The organism is Chitinophaga sp. Hz27, from assembly GCF_042263525.1.
Lineage (GTDB): Bacteria > Bacteroidota > Bacteroidia > Chitinophagales > Chitinophagaceae > Chitinophaga.
The window spans coordinates 59,950-78,964 of the sequence record NZ_JBHKFJ010000002.1 but is presented as its reverse complement, the minus strand read 5'-3'; the positions used below and the strand labels follow the sequence as shown (position 1 = coordinate 78,964).

The following is a 19,015-nucleotide window of genomic DNA, read 5'->3' as shown; positions in this document are numbered from 1 at the left end:
TCCCTCTAAATATGAAAACAAAAAAGATTGTACCACAAGTGTGGGCGATGTCGGAAACTATTGCCTTTAATACCCTGGTGGCTTATTTCCTGGATGCGCAGGCGTATGGGAATGTATTTGCGGTCACAGGAAATGCTGGTTGCGGAAAAACTTTTGCTGCCCGATGGTTCGCTGGGGAGCATAAAGCGGTATATCATCTGGAATGTGCTGAATACTGGAACAGGAAAACATTCCTCGAGAAACTTTTGCAGGCAATGGGAGAACAGCAACCAGGTGGGAATGTTGCAGAAATGATGGAAGCTACTGTGGACGCACTTTTTCAACAGGAAACTCCTTTGTTGATAATAGATGAAGCTGATAAGCTAAGTGACCAGGTGTTGTATTTCTTTATATCCTTTTATAACCTGCTTAAAGGACATTGTGGCATTATCTTGATGGCGACGCCGCATCTGGCACAACGAATAGAACGCGGGCGTAGATTGAAAAAGAAAGGGTATGCTGAAATATTCTCCAGGATAGGACGTCGTTTTATTCCGCTGAGTGCTGTCAGTAAAAAAGAACTGACCGCTATTTGCGTTGCAAATAATATATCTGATGAGGCAATTATTGCTGCGGTATATCACGATTGCGAAGGAGATCTGCGCAGACTGGAAAGAGAGATTCACAAGAGAAGAAGAAAAAATTCACCTCAGCAAAATTAGTAATCATGAGCAAGGAAATAATTTTCTATTGCAGTCGATATCCGGAACTTTCAGAACAGCTGATGGGGCGTATCTGTCAGGCACTTCAGCTGCGCAGGGAAGTGTTGATTTCGGGCAGAAACTCTCAAGAGGTAGCCTGTGCCAGGCAAGTAATTTGTCACCTGCTATATTCCTTTACGGATCTTTCTTTTATGCAGATTGGAACTCTTATCGGGCGCAGCAGACCAGCGGTTTATTACAATAATTCCGAAGCATTAAAACACCTGCAAACGAAGGATCAGTTATTTACAAATTATTGGCTGAAATCTATTCGCAGCATCTTGAAAAGTATGGACGAATTACCGCAGGAAATGTTCGGAAATAAGCAGTATATTCGTCGCAAATAAAGTGAAACATGAAATACCTATAAATTGTAGCTGTTAATCCGTTATAACTATATTTCTGACTACGAACTGTTAAACCCTTTTCCTTAAAAAATAACCGGAAACCCTATTAACTCCTGAACGAAATTCAGTAGCTATACCTGGCGAGTTACAGCAGCGGGGAATGGTAGGTGCTGGTCAATAACATGTAAAAATGAAGAACGTGAATTATCAAAATGAAGGTCTGTTATTGTACATTCCTACACTTAGTCCGGAAAGCATGCATACCGGTCTGATGCAGGGCATCATTCAAACAGTAAAATACAGTCTTACTCATCCTGAAGAAGTTCCTGATCAGGTGAAGCAGGCAAATATTTATCTGTTGGATTTACTTTCCAGTATGCTCCCGGAAGAGCAGCAAATTGAGCAGCTTTACAAGTGCTGAGATTACCTCCGTCAACATCTTGATGCTCCCCTTACGGGGAGCATTTTTTATTTTTGCTATGTGAAAGGAGTACAAACATTATTCTCGCAATTATTAACCGCGGCATCTGAGGATACGACTCGCCGCACCCCTGGTAGGAATCGGGAACTGATTGCCCGCAGGGATGAAAGGCTGGTATACAGGCATTATTACTATCTGCGTATCAGTAAAAAAAGGTATGATGAAATAATTCAGTTGCTTTCAGAAGAATTTGATTTATCTGGTTATACTATCATAGAAAGATTACAGCTGGAAAATAATTTCCAGCTGCTCAAACAGGTTACTGCACAGCAACCAGGGCTGAACGATTTGCGCAAACGTTATCCCTGGATGGTTTGGAAGTAATTTTATAACTTGTTAACTACTGGTACCGGAATTGCTACATTTATCTTCTCTTTTTCAGTTAGAGTATCCCGAATTGTAAATTCGTATCTCATTACTTTTACACAATATTTGTTGTTTCGTCTTTCGGTATTATTATTTCTTCTATGTAATCCGGACGAAGCTTCCTCTCTGCTTCCCTGCAAACATTGATGTACCTGTTGCAGCAGGTCGTAATACTGTACCACTGTACTTACATCCGGATCAATACCAATACGTACCTGCAGGGATCCATGTCCAAGTTGAATATTGTCTGCCAGATCTTCCCAGGTGAGCTGCTTCAGGTCTATAAGCACGCAGGGAAGGGTTATTTTAGGCCCAGTGACAGGGTCAAATTGCTCCAGTTGGCCTAGGTCCTGGGCCACGGTGATCTGCGCCGGAATGGCCTGCTTAATCCTGTTAATAATATTGGTGGTAAAATCTCCAAAAATACTGCTCATATTTTTTCTGTTAAGTTTTAAAAAAGATATCTCTGCAAAATTGATGTATCGGGATATCTAATAAAATTCCTTCTGTTATGACACCTCACTAAATAAAGTATGATACTTTTTATATTGCAGTATGACGAAAACCCCATTTGGCAAGGCATGTAGAAGCATGCATCTTTGTAATGTATTAACGGTAAAACATTGTACACGAAAGAAATTCAAACAGATCAGTTGTACATACAAACCGTGGACCCGACCTGGTCATTCCCATCCTGTAAGATGGGGATCCGGAATCGGGGATCGTTAACCCAGAATCAATACGGATGAAAAAATTTATCGATGAAGCCAAAGAAAGGATTGCCTCCCCCACCCCGGGATTTTTCAGAAAGATAAAAATTGCCGGTAAGGTATTGATGGCAGGATCAGGAGCTATTCTCGCTCCAGCAGTGGCTGATGTACATATGCCGGGAGTATTGATGGAAATAGCCAAAGGTCTTTTCATTGCCGGATCAGTGATGGTGGCCGTAGCCGCAGTTGCTGTGGAAGGCGAATAATAAATCCGATTCCGTGAAAAACGTAGCATTGTTTGTTAGCTCCATTCTGATTGGACTCTTATTTTTCAGAACCTGTAAACAACAGGCACGTATTGCACTACTGGAACTGAGTCTTACGGATACTCCAATAGTGAAACATTATCAGGATAAAGCAGGGTTGGAACATGCGGTAACCCCTGTGATGCCTGCTGGAACAGGTGTATCTACTGTGAATAGTATAGTTGAAAAAACAAGAATACCCCTAAAACAGATACAATATGTCACTACTGCGGCTACTATTACCAGAGATACCATTTATATAAAAAATCCGATAAAAACAGTGGATACTATCCGATTTGATTATGATGATAAATGGGTAAGTATTCATGGTAGTTGGGAGGATTCGTTAACCCTTTCCTATGCTATGCGCGACAGCATTTGGTTTGTCCATTACCGCAAGAAGAAGGGGTTGTTTCGCAAGGAAGAAATGATGGATGGTTTCAGTGTTAATCCTCACACCAGTATCAGCGGTCTTTCTGCTATCAATACAGGAGCTCATCAGCGGGCGCCTCTGCGGATTTCCATCGGTCCTTCATTGGGTTATTACTATGCTGGCGGTAGATTTTCATGGAGTATAGGTGTGGGCGTGCAATACAATATTATCAGATTTTAAATAATTCATGACCTATGACTCTCTCAGAAAAAGTATTGGCCGTTGCTTATAGTCAGGTAGGCGTTTCAGAATATCCTAAAGGCAGTAACAGTGGTCCGGAAGTAAATCAATACCTGAAAAGCGTGGGCCTTGGCCCTGGCGCTCCCTGGTGTATGGCCTTTGTATACTGGTGTATGGAACAGGCTAGTACTGCCATAGGAGTAAAAAATGGACTGCTGAAAACCGGGGGAGTATTGCTGCAATGGCGCACCACCGGGTTAAAGAAAGTTGTCAGTTATGGAGCGGTGAAACCTGGTGCCATATTTATTATGGACTATGGTAATGGTTTCGGACATACTGGGATCGTGATAAAAATAGAAAAAGACACGATTCACACAGTAGAAGGAAATACTAACAGTGACGGTAGCAGAGAAGGCTATGAAGTTGCTGTCAGACGCAGGAAGTTTGCCACTATAAAAGGTTTTATTCTTCCTGATTAAAATAGTTTTCAGATCAATAATTATATATCCATTTTACAAATAATGAGAAATGGCAAGACCAAAAGTAAATATCTCAACAACTAATGGAAATCTGGGCGGATTAGCTCCCAGTATAGACGGCGTGGCCGGAATTATCATGGCTGTGGCCCAGGCGCCAACAGCTGGTTACAATACTCCTGTACTTATCAGAAGTAAAAAACAGGCAACAGATGTACTGTCGCAGTCAGCTAACGTCCAGGCATTACAAGCTATCCATGAAGGTTTCTTTGCAGAAGCTCCGGAAGGTTCCAAGCTCTATTGCCTGTTCGTACCGCAGACTTCCAACCTGGAAGACATCACAGCTCCGGCAATCGCTGAAAAACTACTCAATTTCGCAGGTGGCACAATCAGTTTGCTGGCAGTGGCAAAATTCCCGGCTACTGGTTATACTCCTGTAGTAACAGATGGTGTAGACCAGGATGTTACAAAGGCGGCAGCTGCGCTTCAAACACTTGCACAGCACTGGTTTGACCTTCGTAAACCTTTTCGCGCATTTGTACAGGGTTATGGCTTTACCAAAGCAACAGAACTGAAAGATTATTCTGCCGAGAAAAAAGACAACGTTGGTATAGTATTGGGCACCGTAAATGACAACAGTGCCACTGCAGTTCTGCTGGCGCTGGGGCGTGCAGCCAAAGTACCTGTGATGCGCAACATTGGCAGGGTAAAATCCGGTAGCCTAACCATCGCAGATGATGCAGCAGTTAAAGTAGGTAGCAGTAATGCTGACGCAATGGAGAATGCTGAACTGGAAACCATTTGGGAAAAGCGTTATATCACCTTCGAGAGAAATGAATCTGCACCTGGTTATCTTTTCAATGATGATAATATGCTGGGTACTCCAACAAGTGATTTCTCCAGCCTCCGTAATGGCAGAACAATCGACAAAGCTGTCCGTATCGCCTATGAAGTTTATTATAACGAATTAAAAGACGATGTTGATGTAGACAAGGACGGGCGCCTGAGCGTGGCCGCCGAAGCTGCACTGGAACTGCAAATCGAAGAGGCTATCAGCCGCAGAATGAACGGCGAAATCAGTCGTAATACAGATGGTTCTCCAGCCGTTGAAGCGATGGTAAACCCTGATCCTGAGCAGTTTGCAGGGCTTTACAGTGCTGCAGGTATTGATAGTCCTAACCTCAATATTCTCTCTTCTAATCATGTATACATTTTCGTACGCATCAGACCAAAAGGTTGTGTGAAATACATCGATGTGTATCTCGGTTATACCACTGTTTAATTCACATTCTATTACAAAAAAAATAAGAACATATGCCAATATTTAATTCAAGAGAGTTTGAATGGGCAGACGTAAAGGTGGTGTTATTCGGCCGTGAGATTACCGGATTACGTGGCCTTACCTACAAAAAATCCATTGAGAAAGAATTGATCTATGGTGCAGGAAGCAATCCGAGAGCGGTTCAACGTGGTAACAAAAAATGTGAAGGTACACTCACTATCCTGAAAAGTGAATTTGATGAACTCAATACAGCGGCTCTGGCTGCAGGTTATGATGATATCGTCGATATTCCCGGCCACCTGATCAGCATCGTTTGTACCTATTCCAATAACGATAAAATTCAGGTAAACAAACTTACCCATGTTGAGTTTACAGACTACGAAGACGGTATGAAACAAGGTGATAAGTTCAAAGAAATTGCATTGCCATTCATCTGCCTGAATATCAACAAAGCCTAATGAGGTATTGATCTCTTTAAAAAAATAAACTATGTCAAAACAACTGATCGGACAGGCTACAGCTGAACAAATTGAAGCCTGGAAAAATGAACACGGAAAAGTTTATTCCTACAAAGTAGAAGGTAAAGTCTGTTATATGCGCACTGTAACCCGTGATATTTATAGTCTTGCCGCTACCAAGGTATCTTCCAGCCCTGCAAAATTCAATGAAACCATTATCAATGGTATCTGGCTGGGTGGTGATGAAAGCATTCGTAAGGAAGATCGCTATTACTTTGGTCTGAGCGACTTTGTTGAAGAGCTGATGAATAAAAAGAAGGGTGAACTGGGGGAGTGCTAGCCAAGGCCGACGGAGACTTTAGCAGCAACTTTGTTCTCTACATAGACCTCCAGCTGCGGTATTTTCTGGGCATAGACCCTTCATCACTGGATGATGAGATGTGGGCGCAGCACTGGGCTATGCTCGAGGATATTCGCAAAAATGAAGCAAAACAAAGAGTCTTCTGATGATCGAAAGTCAGAAGGCTCTTTCAAAAAAAAAAGATATGAGTGCCATTTCCGTTGAATTTCAACAACTCACCAGACTTGCAGTTGTCATTTCGCCTACCATTTCTACGCTGTCGCAGCTGAGTAATCAGGGTGGTGGTGGCAGAGCCGTCGAAGGGCTCATGAGCGTAGCCAGGAGTGCAACAATGGCTTCAACGGCTTTAAAGTCGTTAAATGATGTCGCCAGGAGTGCAACGTCGGCTTTAAACTCATTAAAGTCGGCAAACGATAATGCTGATAAAGATCCCTGCCCTTGTCCTCCTCCATGCCCCTGCGAGTGTAAAGATGCGCCAGTGGGGAACGTGGCGCCTGCGGCACCGGGTGCGCCAGCAGCACCAGCGGAGAATGCCGTGGCAGGTAAAATTACCGATATGCTCGGGAAGCTGGCCAATAGTGTTTGGGAGCTGACTAAAACCAAACAGCAGCAGGAGATCACCATGAATATGGCCTTTGGCAAAGCGGAAGGTAGCGGCATGCTGAAGGAGCTTGAGAAAATGCAGAGTATCGCTCCTCTTCCGGTAGACGCGCTGATGCCACAAGCAATAGCACTGAAGAACTTTGGTATGGCGACTAAGGAAATCATTCCGATGTTATACATGCTGGGAGATGTCAGTGGTGGTAATGCGGAGAAATTCAAGACACTCTCGGAAACATTTGCCAAAATACAGGAAAGTGGAAAACTCAGTGCCGATACATTTGGTACGCTGAAGACGGCGGGATTGGATCCATTAGAGCTTATTTCTAAGCAGTCCGGAATATCAGTGGCGACGCTGCAGAAGCGGCTTAATGAAGGCCGCATTACGGTCGATATGGTAAGAGATGCATTCCAGGTGGCCACTTCAGAAGGAGGCAAATTTACTGGTATCCTGGATGATCAGGCCAACACGATTGATGGAAAATGGAACATCATCACTGCCAAGATGCAGAATATGCTGAGTTCAATGGGAGATATTGTTGGGCCAGTGGCGGGTGTAATCCTTGATTTCATCAATGGTCTGGCAGATGGTGAACCTGGCGTGTGGTTAATGACGACTGCTGTTGCCAGTCTCGCATTGGCAATGAATGCGGGTGGTATAGGTGCTGGTGTAATGGCTGTGGGCATGAGTATTGGAGCCACTGCCACCACTATTCTACGAGGCGCTATGGCTGTGCTCAACTTTGTGATGAATATGAATCCGATCGCCAAAATTGTATGGCTTATCACCTTATTAGGCGGGGCATTTATCACCCTTTATCAGAAAGTGGAAGGGTTCAGGGCCTTTATAGACGGAATGGGTGCCGGCATCAAAAGCTTTGGTAAGTTAATAAAAGATTATCTGATCGACTCTTTCATGATAGCAGTAGATGCCATAAAAGGTGCTTCCAAAGTACTTGAACTCATCTTCAAAGGAGACTGGAAAGGTGCGATGGATGCTGCCGGAGAAACCTTCGCCAAAGTGGAAGCCGGCATAAACAAGCAACTGGTTCATACCGTTCAAAATGCGAATGCAACCGTTGATGCCTACAATACAGCTAATAAGGCCAGCAGAGAAAACTTCCAAAGAGAAGAAGAACTCGCGAAAATTCAGAAGAACGCACAGCGTAACAGTGGTACCCAAGTAACGCCTGACTATGGCACCTTGAAAAATGATCTGCCGGAAGAACCAAAGAATAGAGCTGAGAATATCAATAACAACGGTCCGAGAAGTATCGTTATCAATATTGGTAAACAGATCGAAAAGCTAGAAGTACATGCACTCAGTGCCAAAGAAGGTGTGGAAGAGATGGGGAACCTGGTAAGGGAAGAAATGCGTAGAGTATTACTGAGCCTGAATGCAATGCCTGTTAATTAAAATGTAAACGATGGCCTATTTTGATTTAAAAAAAATTTACAAGGACGTATTCGGTACTGATCCTCCAAAGAAATACAGTATTGCAGTAGCCAGACCAGAAGAGCGTTTCAGTAGGTTGGGACAACCATACAATCAGCAGGATATATACGGAAGAGAATTCTTTCTGCCGATAACCTTAAACGGATATCTGCTGCCATTCGCCACTTTGGAGATTACTTGTAAAAAAACAATTGTTCATACGACGCTTCCAGAACAGCTGGGAACAGTAAAGGAGATCGTAGGCAGAGATGATTTTCAGATTACCATCAAAGGCATCGCTGTCAATGATAACAATATATTTCCCGAAACAGAAATAGCAGAACTCGAGAAATTGTTTGATCCTGGAACCAGGTTGATAATGCGTAGTGTGATTTCAGATATTTTTCTAAAAGGTGATCATGCAGTTGTTGTGACAGATTTTAAACTGCTCAAACCTAGCAGCGGCGCGCAAAATGCAAGACCGTATGAAATGACACTGGAAAGCGATGACGTTTACACTTTAGAGTTGTCTTAATATGTTCAGGTTAACAAGCGAGATAAATATAGGAAAATACAGGTCTATCAAACCAATATCTGTAAAGATAAGCAGGAGCATTTTTGATTTTGTGGACAAGGCCGTTTTCAAAATACCGGATGCCGCAAAGGTAATGAACGAGAATCTCCTGGTGCAGAATAAAGCAGATACTGCGTTGCTTTTCAAGCAAGGCGATGCTGTCAGTATTCGATTGGGATATAATGATGAACTACAGGATGAATTCAAAGGATTCATTACGAAGGTAAATCATACTTCACCTGTAGAAATTGAATGCGAAGGCTACGCATATCAACTGAGAGTGGGTCGGAACATCAGTAAAGTATATACTAAAACAACCCTCAAATCGATCTTGCAGGAAATAACAGCTCCTACCGATATCAAACTGGGAGAGATACCGAATGTATCAATTGATAGATTGGCGGTGAACGATAAATCCAGGACTGAAATATTATTACTGCTGAAAAATTACTATAAGCTGGAGTTCTTCTTTCATGGTGATGAATTGAGTGCCAACCTGCTATACCTGAATCGGGATGCAAACGTGAAATATCGTTTAGGCTTCAACGTGATCAAGGCAGATGAGCTCAAACTAAAGAATGGCGGCAGCGACAAAGTGGTTGTAAGGTTTTTAAGCGATAAGAACAACGGTGAGAAAGTCTCAGGTAAAGTGGGAAACGCGCAAAAAGACGCTAAAGAAGAATTGCTTAAAGTGCCTAGCGTTTCTGATCAGAAATCTTTGGAGAAGATTGCTGAGAAACATGCCTATACACTTAACTATGGTGGGTATGAAGGGAAGATAGAATGTTTTTTGTCTCCTTATTGCATACCTGGATTCAGAGCGTCTTTTGAAGACCTGAAACATACAGAGAAAAACGGCAACTACTATGTGCAGGCAACAGAGGTAAGCTATGGTAAAGAAGGTGCAAGAAGGTCAGTAACAATAGGTGCAAAACTAAGTACAGATGTCAAAACAAATAAATGATATCGCCGAGGCGATGGCCAGTTTTTCTTCCAGATTTGGTCCGGTAACCATTCTTCCCGCTAAAGCAGGCGAATTCAATGAAGAGGATAATACCATCAAGGTAACGCTGGACAGTGGTTTGGAGATTCCGGATGCTCGTCTTAAAAGTGTTGTCAAAGGTGGTGGAAAAGTGATTCTTGTGCCGGTAAAAGACAGTGTAGTACAAATAGCCCGAATTGAGAACAGTGAGGAATTTATCGTTGTTGCCGTAGATGAAGTGAGCCAGGTGCTGTACTGTATCGATAAAACCCTGATGAAAATGGACAGCAAGGGCTATCTGTTGAAAAAGGATGACGAAACCTTAAGGAAAATTATGGATGATCTCCTGGATGGCATTATGAATATGCGATTTACTACGCAAAGTGGTCCTACTGTTAACCTGGTCAATCGTACCACTTTTGAACAAATTAAAAATCGGGTAGAAAAACTATTGAAAGATGCTGAATGAGACCAGACTGAAAAATAAAATCCGCGCTGCCTTTAATGAAGAAACGGAAGAACAGGACGCTTCCGCGGCTATGGATAGAATAGCCACTAAACTGGCGCAGGCGGTCATTGAAGAAATCAAACAGGTCAGTATACAATATAGTACTGGTCTGACAGCGCCCAATGGTCCGGTAGCAGGAACCTTTAATTATACCATATCATGACGGATGTAATATTGGACAGCAATTATGATCTCACATTTTATGATGGAGATCTACAGGTGGGAGAAAGCTCGTTGCAACATCAGCAACTACTTTTAATCAGTAATAAAGGCGACTGGCGGGAGCATCCTGCTATAGGCGTAGGCATGATGGGATTCCTGAAGGATGATGAACCCGGGATTTTATTGGGCGAAGTGAAGATGGAATTTGAAAAAGATGGAATGATTATTAATGAGATCAGGCTGGAAGAATCCGGCCATCTACAAATAGATGCACATTATGGCAACAACCGTTAAACAACACCAATGTTTGTTTGATATCATATTGCGGGAGTCCGGTGCTACAGATACCATCTTTGTGTTGGCAAAGGAAAATGATATCAGCATTACGGATGAACTTATCGGTGGAACGATACTGCAAACGGCAAATGTGATAGCCATCAATATGCGCATCATTTCTTATTATCAGCAACAGCAAATTTTCCCAGGTACATCCCTCGCACTGCAAAGCACTGTTACAGCCCGTGGTGGTATTGGGTATATGGGCATTGGCATAGACTTCAAGATTAGTTAACAATGGCAAGAACAATAGAACAAATACAGTCACTGATTGTAGATAAAGTTAATAATACTCCGGAGCTGAAACTGTTAAATAGCGTCAGTAAAACGTCCATTTTTCGTTTATTCATTTACGTTACTGCTTTTTGTCAGTGGACACTGGATCAGTTATTTGATTTGCATAAACAGGAGGTATCAGATCTGATTTCGAATATGAAGCCACACAGCCTGAAATGGTATGCCGAGAAGGCTAAGCGGTTTCAGTATGGGTTCAACCTCCCTGCGGAAAGCGATACTTACGACAATGTGGGTGTCCAGAATGATCTGATAGAGGCCAGTAAAATTGTTCATTTCTGCGCAATTGTGGAACAGCCGGATAGTAGAGGCGTAGTGTCTTTGCGGGTAAAAGCTGCCACCAAAAAGGCTGATCTTGAACCCCTGACCTCTGACCAGCTGACTGCTTTTACAAAGTATATGAATACCGTGAAAGATGCAGGCGTAAGACTCATTGTAGGCTCTGATAAGGGGGATGATCTTAGGTTAAAGGTGGATGTGTATTATAACCCACTGGTACTGGGTAGTAATGGATCCCGATTGGATGGTACAGATTCGGAGCCCGTGCAGACGGCTATCAGAACGTACCTGACCTCTCTTCCATTCAATGGATCCTTAGTCCTGGCCTATCTTACTGACGCGCTGCAGAAGGTTGATGGGGTGGTGATCCCACAGATCGTTGGTGCGGAGGCCCGTTATGGTAATTTGCCTTATAAATCCGTTGACCTGATGTATCAGCCAGATGCTGGATATGTACGCATCTTCAATGAGAAAGATGACTTGAGTTTAAATTTCATCGCACAAACCAGCATTATATAATGAAGATTTTTGAAATCGATTATCGTCGACTGATAGCATTATTGCTGCCTCCAGGTTTGAGAAAGGGGCGCATGAAAGCCTGGCTGAATGCATTGGTATACCCCGTACAGTTGTTATATAATGATTTTAAAGCCAACAGAAGAAATAATCTGTATCGCATAAGTATAACGCCGCAGGTGTGTTTTCTGGAAAAGGCCATCAACGACCGGTACGACTATATCGAACGACGCATACGCATTGCTGATGTACTGTTAAAAGAAGTGCTTTTCATTTACCAGCGCAACGAGAATAAGCCTTTGATGTTATACAGAAGAGCCGATGGGCTGCCGTTAAACCTTTATCTGAAAACGGAAACCAATAGTGTGACAGTGGATTTTCTGGTATTATTGCCAGCAGGATTGAGGTTTGCAGAAGATGAGATGCGGGCATTTATTGACAGTTACAAATTAGCTAGTAAAGACTATAAAATTCAATTGACATGAGTAATAAAAGAGTGGATTTCGGCAACCTTGGCGGATTCCCGCTTACACAGGATTTACTGTTATATATGCAGTCTTCCTATAGAGATGCTATTTCCGGTATGGCGAAAGTGTGCGGTTATAATGTAATTGTTTCCGGTATGGAAGATAATGGCACCTCTTTTTCGGACGGTTGGATTGTGCTGGATGGAGAATTGCTGCCTTTTGTGGGTGGCCCTAAACAGAGCACATTCATCGTAGTAGATGATCACAACAATGAAATCTTTGAAGATGGTGTTTCCCGTACTGTTTATTTTACCAGGTATGCCCGGTTCGGCAGTGGCGGCCGACCTATTACAGATCTGTTTCGTCTTTCCACCATTGGCGCTTTGCAAACTAACCTGACTGAGTTGAATAATAATTTGACTACGTTGAACAGCAATTACACCTTGCATGCTGCCAATAAGAATAACCCACACGGCGTAACGAAGCAACAAATAGGTCTGGGAAATCTTCCTAATGCTGTTTCTGATGATCCAACCTTGAATGATAGTAATGTACTGGCAACAACCAAAGCTACAGCAAAAGCATCCAAAATCGTAAGAACCGGATCTGTAGAAATTACAGGCTCAATTAATAGCAGTGGTGATGATGCCATTACCAATATTAATATTGCCGGAGGCGTTGTTAACGGACCATATCTTGTAGCCGGATCGCTGCGAAGTTATTCTCTCGATTATAATAATGATAATGATGTGATATGGATGGTACGCGACCTGACCTCGGTAAACTTCAAACTCCTTATTAGGAAGGTCTCCAAGAACTATGTTTATCTCATGTTTGACTACGCAATAATCTTATATTAATATGCCAATCCAGGATAGAAATAAACTTAAAAGCTGGTTCGAAACTGGCGATTACCCTACCCAGCAACAGTTCTGGGATCTGATAGATAGTTTCTTCCACAAATTGGAAGATGTCATCGATATCAACAATGTCAGTGGATTACGGGCATTACTGAACGCTAAGGCGGATTATGAGCAGTTGCAGTCGCATTTGGGAGACAAGGGTAATCCACATGCTGTCACCAAAGCACAGATTGGTCTGAGCAATATTCCCAATAATATCTCGGATGCTATTGATTTGAATCAGAATGATACCCTGGCTACAAGTGCTGCGGTCTTCAAGCTGGCTTCAAAAGTTAGCTCCAATACCGTTGAAGAGAATACATACACGGCTAATGGAAAGTATGTACTGCGGATGAATGAATTGCTGGAGAAAATTGTTGTGATTCCTTCTGTGGACATCAGTTTGACCATAGGTACTGTAGCTGGTGGCAACGATCTGCTCGATGGGCTTACACTTACAAAGAATGCAGGAAGCGTTTTATCCCTTGACTTGTTTGCAGCCTTAACAGATAAAGATATTTACTTCAGCGGCATCGCCGGTAGTGTGCAGATAAGGTATTATAAAAGGTAGTCTTTGTTCATCCATTAACCTGGTGTCCGGAATGCCGGCATAGTTCAACTTTTACCCCAAATCCCCCAAATGAATAAAATTCTTTTGCTGATACTGTGTTTGTTTACTCAACAGTTATGGGCGCAGAGTAATATCAGCGCTAACAGGATTGTAATTAAAGATTCGTTGTCGCTTGATGGAAAATGGATCAGACGAATCAACAATGACAGTACGTTGAAAACCGTTGGAGACCATAGTATTTCCACGGATGCAGCCATGAAGAAATATATAGATAAGGTGGCAGGAGGAAACGCCTCCTATGAGGAGCAGGCGAAGGCGTTGCTAAATCCAAATTACTTGGAAGTCTGGTTTAGATACGCTTCCAGTCCTGTAAATGATTCATCAGTGAAGTTTACACTGAATATCGAAAGTAGCGACGGTGTTAAAACTTCCTATGGCATAACGGGGGTAAGTCCTTTTGAAATTTTTTATGCATATGGTAAACCTCCCTTTTCATTATCTACAGAAATAAGAAATAATACGACAGATACTTTATTATCATTGACACTAGATGGGACAAATAAGTTTCTTAAATATTATTATCATGAGAGTAATTCAATACCCGGAGAGAAAATGCAAATACTTTCGACTGGGTTAAAAGGTATCGTAACCCTCATACTGAACGCGACTAAAATCACAAGTGGAGAAACTTACCTTAAACTGAAAGAAACAGTTAAGAATTATTCGGCACATCACGTATTGAAATATATTAATTATCAAAATGGTACTGTTTTAGCCATGCCGGGAACGGTCGAGAAGCGCGACTGCTTTTGGAAGATGGGTGGGACGGCTGGTGGTTATGCTGAAGTGACGCATCTCTTTATTTCCAGCATGGGCGACTATGTCATTGGTCCATCAACTTCTTCCCCATTACGGCTTAGATTTTACAAGAATGGCGCATTATTTAAGGAAGAGATGCTTTCTGCTAATTCCAGTTTGCAGAAGGGCATATTGATAGATGATTCCTGGACGGATTGTGAGATCGTTCTGGAAGATATATAATGCCTTTACATGAATTCGTCCTTTTACACCTTTCTTTAATTTTAACATTATGTTTTGGCATAAAAAAAATATACTTATTTGGGTGGTTGTGCTATTGCCCATGCTGGGCGTAGCACAAACCACTGTAACCGCGAATCGCGTTATTATAAAGGACTCTTTGTCTTTACATGGGAAGTGGATCAATCGGATTAATAGCGATGGTATACCACAAATTTCCGGCGAGCAGACTATTTCCTCGGATGCAGCCATGAAGGCCTATATAGACCAGGTGTCGGGAGGGGGCATTTCCCCCACGGAGCTTGCAAAAATGATGAAAAATCCGGATGTACTTGAAGTGAAAGTAGGCATATGGGATAAAGGGAGCGTGTCTCCAATGCTCAATTTTACTTTAAACTTTCTAAGCAGTGATGGGATAAAATCTACATGTAATGTTTATGGGAAATATGCAGGTGATTATTTTACTGTATATGGAAAACCTCCTTTCTCTCTATATGCTACCATACCTAATGTTACAGCTGATTCCACACTATCGGTTCTTGTATATTCCCAGGAACGTGCTACTTCTACGGGAACACTTCAGAACTATAACAACTTTGTATTATTTAAACCTGGTGATACAGCTATTATAAATGCAGATCGATTAAGAGGCTACGTTACAATAGGTGTTAGAGTTGGAGTAAGGCCGAGTCTTGACAATAGTTTAATCTATATAAACGAGAAAATAACCAATCATTCATCTTCACAATCCATTTATGTAACAAAACCTAATAATAGTAATCCTTATAATAATTTGGCTTTAATGCCCGGACAGGAAATTTCGCAGCGTCACCTACTGCAGAACCGCTCCGGCTATGGCTCATATAGGATAACAGCTGCCACTTTTTTTGAAGCGCCAGGTGGTGAATATTTACCATCATATCCCAATTCCAAAGCAGTCAGGTGTAAAGTGTACCGCAATGGGTCACTTCAATCTACAAAGGACCTGACTGCATACATGGATGATAGCTTTTCCATTCCAATTGATGCCACCTGGAAGGATTGTGAAATTGTTGTAGAAGATATTTAACCCTAAACTTTAATCTATTTTTCATGTTGACACGATTGTTTGTTTTCCTGATATTACTGTCATCAATAGCATCAGCTCAAAGTGTTATTACTGGAAACCGTTTGTTGGTAAAAGATTCAATGTCCTTAAATGGTAATTGGGTCAGGCAGATCAATAATGATAGTACTTTAAAAGGTGTTAGTGAATCAAGTATTTCGACAGATGCTGCACTTATGAAGTATATAGCGCATGCAACGGCGGGTGGAGGTAATGTTTCCGCTCTTGATATTGCAAAAATGAGGATGAACCCGAATATGCTGGATGTTAACGTATCATTTCTGGCAACGGATTGGCTGATTCCTTTTGAACTAAATTTCTTAAGTAGCGATGGAATAAAATCCACATTTAGTATTTCAGGCAGCCGCCCCCAGGACTATTTCTCCGTCTATGGGAAGCCTCCTTTTACTTTAAATGCAGCATTTAAAAATAAAACTGCAGCATCTGTGATGTCCGTTAGATTAGCTAGTTCAGAACGTTATTTTGTCGGATATGGTGGCTATGCGAATTATCTGCTTATTAAACCAGGGGATTCTGCGCTTATTGCGGCAGACATGTTAAGAGGCAAATTGATTATTGAAATCGGGGCGCCCTTGCAAACGACTCCTGAAACTCATCTAACCTATGTAAATGAAAAGTTTAAGAATCATACTGCTTCCCAAATACTGTATGTCGCTAATGATGGGTATAATCCCAAAGTATTGATGCCAGGAAAGGAACTCTCGCAACGTAGCTTATGGTTGAATCCAACAGCCACATATTCCTACGGTGTTCGGGCTCTTTCTATTCATACGGGAATTAATGGAGAATATATTGTAGTCTTCCCGCTTACGGAAACGGTGCGGTGTTCTATATACCGTAATGGAGCGTTGTTTGCGACTAAAGATATACCCGCCTTTATAGATTACGGCGTTCAGCTTCCTTTTACGGTGGATGCTACCTGGGAAGACTATGAAATTATTTTGGAGGATATCCAGCCCTAAATACTTAATCTATTATACATGTTAACACGATTGTTTGTAACCCTGATTTTGATGTCTTCAATAGCATCCGGCCAAAGTAATATTACCGCGAATCGTTTGCTGGTAAAAGATTCCTTGTCTGTTAATGGAAAGTGGATCAGGCAGATCAATAATGACAGTACCCTGCATAATGCCAGTAATACCAGTGTTTCTACTGATGCGGCCCTCAAGAAATATATTGACAAGTCCATGCTGGAGGGTGGCAGCATTTCACCTGACGATATTGCCAAAACGTTGGCAAATTCAAACGTACTTGAAGTGGCCGTACGTTTCTGGACAGGCCAAAGGATGACCCCTTTGATAAATTTTAACCTGAATTTTTTAAGTAGCGATGGTATAAAATCTACTTATTATGTTTCCGGAGAACACTCCTATGAAGTATTCTGTGTATATGGTAAGCCGCCTTTTTCATTATATGCTGCTGTTAATAATAAAACAACTGACTCTGTACTGTCAATCAATATATCTGCAGCTGAAAGTATTATTCTTAACGGTAACCATTCCTACGAGAATAACTTGATTTTTAAACCAGGAGACACCGCAATATTAACAGCTGATCGGCTTAGAGGATACTTAACTATCAGTATTGAATCATGGTTGAGAACCTATCCGGAAAATCATATCTATTATATTAATGAAAAGATAAAGAATCATTCTGCTCATCAAGTGCTTACATTGTCTAAATATAATTATGGTGCTGTAATATTGATGCCCGGGCAGGAGGTTTCACAGCGGACTATTTGGTTGGACCAGACAGGATATCGGGATAATACATTGAAGGCAGGTGCCATTTATGCGGCCTCTAATGGACAATACGTGATATCGAATAGAATATCTGCTCCTGTCAGGTTAAAAGTCTACCGAAATGGAGTATTATATGCGACGAGGGATTTTCCTATAAATGATATGTCTTCCTTGTATTTTGTATTAGATCCCACCTGGGAAGATTATGAAATAATTTTGGAAGACATCCTGCCCTGAAATTTAATCTAATTTACATGTTCACACGATTGTTTGTTTTCTTGATGCTGCTTTCTTCTGCAGTGTCAGCCCAGAGTAATGCCACAGTAAACCGACTGCTGGTAAAGGATTCCATGAGTATCGGCGGGCATTGGATTAAGGAGATAAAATCTGATAGTACCATGTGGGGTACCCATGAAGGAACAATTTCAACAGATGGCGCCTGGAAAAATCATATCCTGAATACGGCACGTAATAGCCCTTTAAACCCTGTTCCCGGGCCACCAAGAGATAGTGCACTTACAATTGACCCCGTGACTGGAAAGCTTGCAATTTCAGCATTAAAACGGTTTACGATTCAACAGTCCGCTGCCCTGCATAGGAATCCCTGGCTGAAAGTAGCCATGAACCCTATGTTGAGTGTAATGAGAGATGTAATACCGGAAGATTCCCTTCAGTTCGAATGTACCAGCAGTGATGGCGTTAAAACCACCATCAGTTTTCATGGCGGATACCCCGACTGGAATTATGCAAAAGGCAATCCTCCCTACACCATAAAAGCTGATTGGGTAAATCGCTATCCTGACAAATTCATTTTGCTTAATGCTAACGCAGTTTTCTGGGGCGACAATGGAAGAAGCCCAATAAATTCATTATTCGCAGCATACAAAGATACTATCCATTTCAGACAGCAATTTATCAGTAACAGCATCTCCTTTGATATTCACCTCATGGACTCCGTTCCTAACGGTGTTATCATGCCCGTAACTGTTAGAAATAACACAAGGGATATGATCATCCTGTCAGTGCCAACAGGAACGAATACTATTTTCCCTAATGAAGATATTAGTATCAAAGTTTGGTATACGCAACCGATGCAAATCCGTTGCCAGGGAGTAGTCAGGTCTGCAAACGCAGAGATTTTTTTTAGCAACGTAGTTAAACGCGCTTATAGGGGTCGGGTTTATGAAAATGGCATACTCACAAATACTACTGAAATGAGAAATTATCCTGGTATGGTAATACCTATTACCAATCCTTTGGCACAAATTGAATTAGTAGTAGAGTACCTGTGATTTATTTTCTTTATTTGAATATTGTTAAAGATGCATCCATTTAGATTCC

The 19,015-nt window shown here is 41.8% G+C and carries 27 protein-coding genes; 26 read left to right on the top strand and 1 reads right to left on the bottom strand.

All coding sequences use genetic code 11. The features are described 5' to 3' along the window. Positions 1–11: 11 nt before the first annotated feature. The 4 genes from ACE38W_RS04200 to ACE38W_RS04185 all read left to right on the top strand — a co-directional run bounded on the left by ACE38W_RS04200 (position 12) and on the right by ACE38W_RS04185 (position 1,892). On the top strand, positions 12–701 hold the full coding sequence (locus ACE38W_RS04200; protein WP_375828984.1) for an AAA family ATPase: 690 nt from the start codon (positions 12–14) through the stop codon (positions 699–701). A 5-nt stretch (positions 702–706) separates the two neighbouring features. Further along, positions 707–1,087: a helix-turn-helix domain-containing protein gene (locus ACE38W_RS04195; RefSeq protein WP_375828983.1), complete on the top strand. Its 381-nt coding sequence runs from the start codon at positions 707–709 to the stop codon at positions 1,085–1,087. 190 nt (positions 1,088–1,277) lie between these two features. Continuing rightward, positions 1,278–1,508 (top strand): hypothetical protein, encoded by a 231-nt coding sequence (locus ACE38W_RS04190; RefSeq protein ID WP_375828982.1) that lies wholly within the window; start codon positions 1,278–1,280, stop codon positions 1,506–1,508. A gap of 60 nt (positions 1,509–1,568) precedes the next feature. Then, positions 1,569–1,892: a hypothetical protein gene (locus ACE38W_RS04185; protein ID WP_375828981.1), complete on the top strand. Its 324-nt coding sequence runs from the start codon at positions 1,569–1,571 to the stop codon at positions 1,890–1,892. Positions 1,893–1,894: 2 nt separating this feature from the next. On the opposite strand, the gene ACE38W_RS04180 is transcribed toward ACE38W_RS04185, so the two are convergent. After that, positions 1,895–2,368, bottom strand: coding sequence for a hypothetical protein (locus ACE38W_RS04180; protein ID WP_375828980.1), 474 nt, complete (start codon positions 2,366–2,368; stop codon positions 1,895–1,897). A gap of 311 nt (positions 2,369–2,679) precedes the next feature. On the opposite strand from ACE38W_RS04180, the gene ACE38W_RS04175 reads away from it, so the two are divergent. The 22 genes from ACE38W_RS04175 (at position 2,680) to ACE38W_RS04070 (ending at position 18,966) form a co-directional block, all read left to right on the top strand. Then, entirely contained in the window at positions 2,680–2,910 is a 231-nt protein-coding gene (locus ACE38W_RS04175) for a hypothetical protein (RefSeq protein ID WP_291949015.1), read from the top strand. A gap of 13 nt (positions 2,911–2,923) precedes the next feature. Next, entirely contained in the window at positions 2,924–3,562 is a 639-nt protein-coding gene (locus ACE38W_RS04170) for a DUF6549 family protein (RefSeq protein WP_375828979.1), read from the top strand. 14 nt (positions 3,563–3,576) lie between these two features. Further along, a complete protein-coding gene (locus tag ACE38W_RS04165; protein WP_375828978.1) occupies positions 3,577–4,041 on the top strand; it encodes a CHAP domain-containing protein in 465 nt (154 codons plus the stop codon). Between the two features lie 49 nt (positions 4,042–4,090). Beyond that, positions 4,091–5,320, top strand: a complete 1,230-nt coding sequence (locus ACE38W_RS04160) for a DUF2586 family protein (RefSeq protein ID WP_375828977.1) — start codon at positions 4,091–4,093, stop codon at positions 5,318–5,320. Between the two features lie 32 nt (positions 5,321–5,352). Further along, positions 5,353–5,778 (top strand): hypothetical protein, encoded by a 426-nt coding sequence (locus ACE38W_RS04155; protein WP_375828976.1) that lies wholly within the window; start codon positions 5,353–5,355, stop codon positions 5,776–5,778. Between the two features lie 31 nt (positions 5,779–5,809). Further along, positions 5,810–6,118 (top strand): hypothetical protein, encoded by a 309-nt coding sequence (locus tag ACE38W_RS04150; protein WP_111594689.1) that lies wholly within the window; start codon positions 5,810–5,812, stop codon positions 6,116–6,118. A gap of 205 nt (positions 6,119–6,323) precedes the next feature. Continuing rightward, positions 6,324–8,156 (top strand): tape measure protein, encoded by a 1,833-nt coding sequence (locus ACE38W_RS04145; protein ID WP_375828975.1) that lies wholly within the window; start codon positions 6,324–6,326, stop codon positions 8,154–8,156. A gap of 10 nt (positions 8,157–8,166) precedes the next feature. Next, positions 8,167–8,709, top strand: a complete 543-nt coding sequence (locus ACE38W_RS04140) for a DUF6046 domain-containing protein (RefSeq protein ID WP_375828974.1) — start codon at positions 8,167–8,169, stop codon at positions 8,707–8,709. A gap of 91 nt (positions 8,710–8,800) precedes the next feature. Next, positions 8,801–9,712 carry a hypothetical protein gene (locus tag ACE38W_RS04135; RefSeq protein ID WP_375828973.1) on the top strand — a complete coding sequence of 304 codons (912 nt, stop codon included), beginning with the start codon at positions 8,801–8,803 and terminating at the stop codon, positions 9,710–9,712. Further along, complete coding sequence (locus ACE38W_RS04130) at positions 9,693–10,199, top strand: hypothetical protein (protein ID WP_375828972.1); 507 nt, start codon at positions 9,693–9,695, stop codon at positions 10,197–10,199. The genes ACE38W_RS04135 and ACE38W_RS04130 overlap by 20 nt, the downstream gene beginning before the upstream one ends. Next, positions 10,189–10,401 (top strand): hypothetical protein, encoded by a 213-nt coding sequence (locus ACE38W_RS04125; protein WP_375828971.1) that lies wholly within the window; start codon positions 10,189–10,191, stop codon positions 10,399–10,401. The genes ACE38W_RS04130 and ACE38W_RS04125 overlap by 11 nt, the downstream gene beginning before the upstream one ends. After that, on the top strand, positions 10,398–10,694 hold the full coding sequence (locus ACE38W_RS04120; protein ID WP_375828970.1) for a hypothetical protein: 297 nt from the start codon (positions 10,398–10,400) through the stop codon (positions 10,692–10,694). The genes ACE38W_RS04125 and ACE38W_RS04120 overlap by 4 nt, the downstream gene beginning before the upstream one ends. Continuing rightward, positions 10,678–10,971: a hypothetical protein gene (locus ACE38W_RS04115; RefSeq protein ID WP_375828969.1), complete on the top strand. Its 294-nt coding sequence runs from the start codon at positions 10,678–10,680 to the stop codon at positions 10,969–10,971. Before ACE38W_RS04120 ends, ACE38W_RS04115 begins: the two co-directional genes overlap by 17 nt. Positions 10,972–10,973: 2 nt before the next feature. Further along, positions 10,974–11,828, top strand: coding sequence for a hypothetical protein (locus ACE38W_RS04110; protein WP_375828968.1), 855 nt, complete (start codon positions 10,974–10,976; stop codon positions 11,826–11,828). Further along, the gene (locus ACE38W_RS04105) at positions 11,828–12,310 is read left to right on the top strand and encodes a hypothetical protein (RefSeq protein ID WP_375828967.1); all 483 of its coding nucleotides are present in this window, start codon (positions 11,828–11,830) and stop codon (positions 12,308–12,310) included. Before ACE38W_RS04110 ends, ACE38W_RS04105 begins: the two co-directional genes overlap by 1 nt. Further along, the gene (locus tag ACE38W_RS04100; protein WP_375828966.1) at positions 12,307–13,152 is read left to right on the top strand and encodes a hypothetical protein; all 846 of its coding nucleotides are present in this window, start codon (positions 12,307–12,309) and stop codon (positions 13,150–13,152) included. The genes ACE38W_RS04105 and ACE38W_RS04100 overlap by 4 nt, the downstream gene beginning before the upstream one ends. A gap of 1 nt (position 13,153) precedes the next feature. Beyond that, positions 13,154–13,765 carry a hypothetical protein gene (locus tag ACE38W_RS04095; RefSeq protein WP_375828965.1) on the top strand — a complete coding sequence of 204 codons (612 nt, stop codon included), beginning with the start codon at positions 13,154–13,156 and terminating at the stop codon, positions 13,763–13,765. 69 nt (positions 13,766–13,834) lie between these two features. Next, positions 13,835–14,806, top strand: coding sequence for a hypothetical protein (locus tag ACE38W_RS04090; protein ID WP_375828964.1), 972 nt, complete (start codon positions 13,835–13,837; stop codon positions 14,804–14,806). A gap of 49 nt (positions 14,807–14,855) precedes the next feature. Beyond that, positions 14,856–15,872, top strand: coding sequence for a hypothetical protein (locus ACE38W_RS04085; protein WP_375828963.1), 1,017 nt, complete (start codon positions 14,856–14,858; stop codon positions 15,870–15,872). Positions 15,873–15,895: 23 nt separating this feature from the next. After that, a complete protein-coding gene (locus tag ACE38W_RS04080) occupies positions 15,896–16,891 on the top strand; it encodes a hypothetical protein (protein ID WP_375828962.1) in 996 nt (331 codons plus the stop codon). Between the two features lie 51 nt (positions 16,892–16,942). Then, positions 16,943–17,911, top strand: coding sequence for a hypothetical protein (locus ACE38W_RS04075; RefSeq protein WP_375828961.1), 969 nt, complete (start codon positions 16,943–16,945; stop codon positions 17,909–17,911). 17 nt (positions 17,912–17,928) lie between these two features. After that, positions 17,929–18,966, top strand: coding sequence for a hypothetical protein (locus ACE38W_RS04070; protein ID WP_375828960.1), 1,038 nt, complete (start codon positions 17,929–17,931; stop codon positions 18,964–18,966). Positions 18,967–19,015: the final 49 nt, after the last annotated feature.

Coding starts and splice junctions, on each gene's coding strand:
- ACE38W_RS04200 (WP_375828984.1), top strand. CDS start 12: ATGAAAACAAAAAAGATTGTACCACAAGTGTGGGCGATGTCGGAAACT.
- ACE38W_RS04195 (WP_375828983.1), top strand. CDS start 707: ATGAGCAAGGAAATAATTTTCTATTGCAGTCGATATCCGGAACTTTCA.
- ACE38W_RS04190 (WP_375828982.1), top strand. CDS start 1,278: ATGAAGAACGTGAATTATCAAAATGAAGGTCTGTTATTGTACATTCCT.
- ACE38W_RS04180 (WP_375828980.1), bottom strand. CDS start 2,368: ATGAGCAGTATTTTTGGAGATTTTACCACCAATATTATTAACAGGATT.
- ACE38W_RS04175 (WP_291949015.1), top strand. CDS start 2,680: ATGAAAAAATTTATCGATGAAGCCAAAGAAAGGATTGCCTCCCCCACC.
- ACE38W_RS04165 (WP_375828978.1), top strand. CDS start 3,577: ATGACTCTCTCAGAAAAAGTATTGGCCGTTGCTTATAGTCAGGTAGGC.
- ACE38W_RS04160 (WP_375828977.1), top strand. CDS start 4,091: ATGGCAAGACCAAAAGTAAATATCTCAACAACTAATGGAAATCTGGGC.
- ACE38W_RS04155 (WP_375828976.1), top strand. CDS start 5,353: ATGCCAATATTTAATTCAAGAGAGTTTGAATGGGCAGACGTAAAGGTG.
- ACE38W_RS04150 (WP_111594689.1), top strand. CDS start 5,810: ATGTCAAAACAACTGATCGGACAGGCTACAGCTGAACAAATTGAAGCC.
- ACE38W_RS04145 (WP_375828975.1), top strand. CDS start 6,324: ATGAGTGCCATTTCCGTTGAATTTCAACAACTCACCAGACTTGCAGTT.
- ACE38W_RS04140 (WP_375828974.1), top strand. CDS start 8,167: ATGGCCTATTTTGATTTAAAAAAAATTTACAAGGACGTATTCGGTACT.
- ACE38W_RS04130 (WP_375828972.1), top strand. CDS start 9,693: ATGTCAAAACAAATAAATGATATCGCCGAGGCGATGGCCAGTTTTTCT.
- ACE38W_RS04125 (WP_375828971.1), top strand. CDS start 10,189: ATGCTGAATGAGACCAGACTGAAAAATAAAATCCGCGCTGCCTTTAAT.
- ACE38W_RS04120 (WP_375828970.1), top strand. CDS start 10,398: ATGACGGATGTAATATTGGACAGCAATTATGATCTCACATTTTATGAT.
- ACE38W_RS04115 (WP_375828969.1), top strand. CDS start 10,678: ATGGCAACAACCGTTAAACAACACCAATGTTTGTTTGATATCATATTG.
- ACE38W_RS04110 (WP_375828968.1), top strand. CDS start 10,974: ATGGCAAGAACAATAGAACAAATACAGTCACTGATTGTAGATAAAGTT.
- ACE38W_RS04105 (WP_375828967.1), top strand. CDS start 11,828: ATGAAGATTTTTGAAATCGATTATCGTCGACTGATAGCATTATTGCTG.
- ACE38W_RS04100 (WP_375828966.1), top strand. CDS start 12,307: ATGAGTAATAAAAGAGTGGATTTCGGCAACCTTGGCGGATTCCCGCTT.
- ACE38W_RS04095 (WP_375828965.1), top strand. CDS start 13,154: ATGCCAATCCAGGATAGAAATAAACTTAAAAGCTGGTTCGAAACTGGC.
- ACE38W_RS04090 (WP_375828964.1), top strand. CDS start 13,835: ATGAATAAAATTCTTTTGCTGATACTGTGTTTGTTTACTCAACAGTTA.
- ACE38W_RS04085 (WP_375828963.1), top strand. CDS start 14,856: ATGTTTTGGCATAAAAAAAATATACTTATTTGGGTGGTTGTGCTATTG.
- ACE38W_RS04080 (WP_375828962.1), top strand. CDS start 15,896: ATGTTGACACGATTGTTTGTTTTCCTGATATTACTGTCATCAATAGCA.
- ACE38W_RS04075 (WP_375828961.1), top strand. CDS start 16,943: ATGTCTTCAATAGCATCCGGCCAAAGTAATATTACCGCGAATCGTTTG.
- ACE38W_RS04070 (WP_375828960.1), top strand. CDS start 17,929: ATGTTCACACGATTGTTTGTTTTCTTGATGCTGCTTTCTTCTGCAGTG.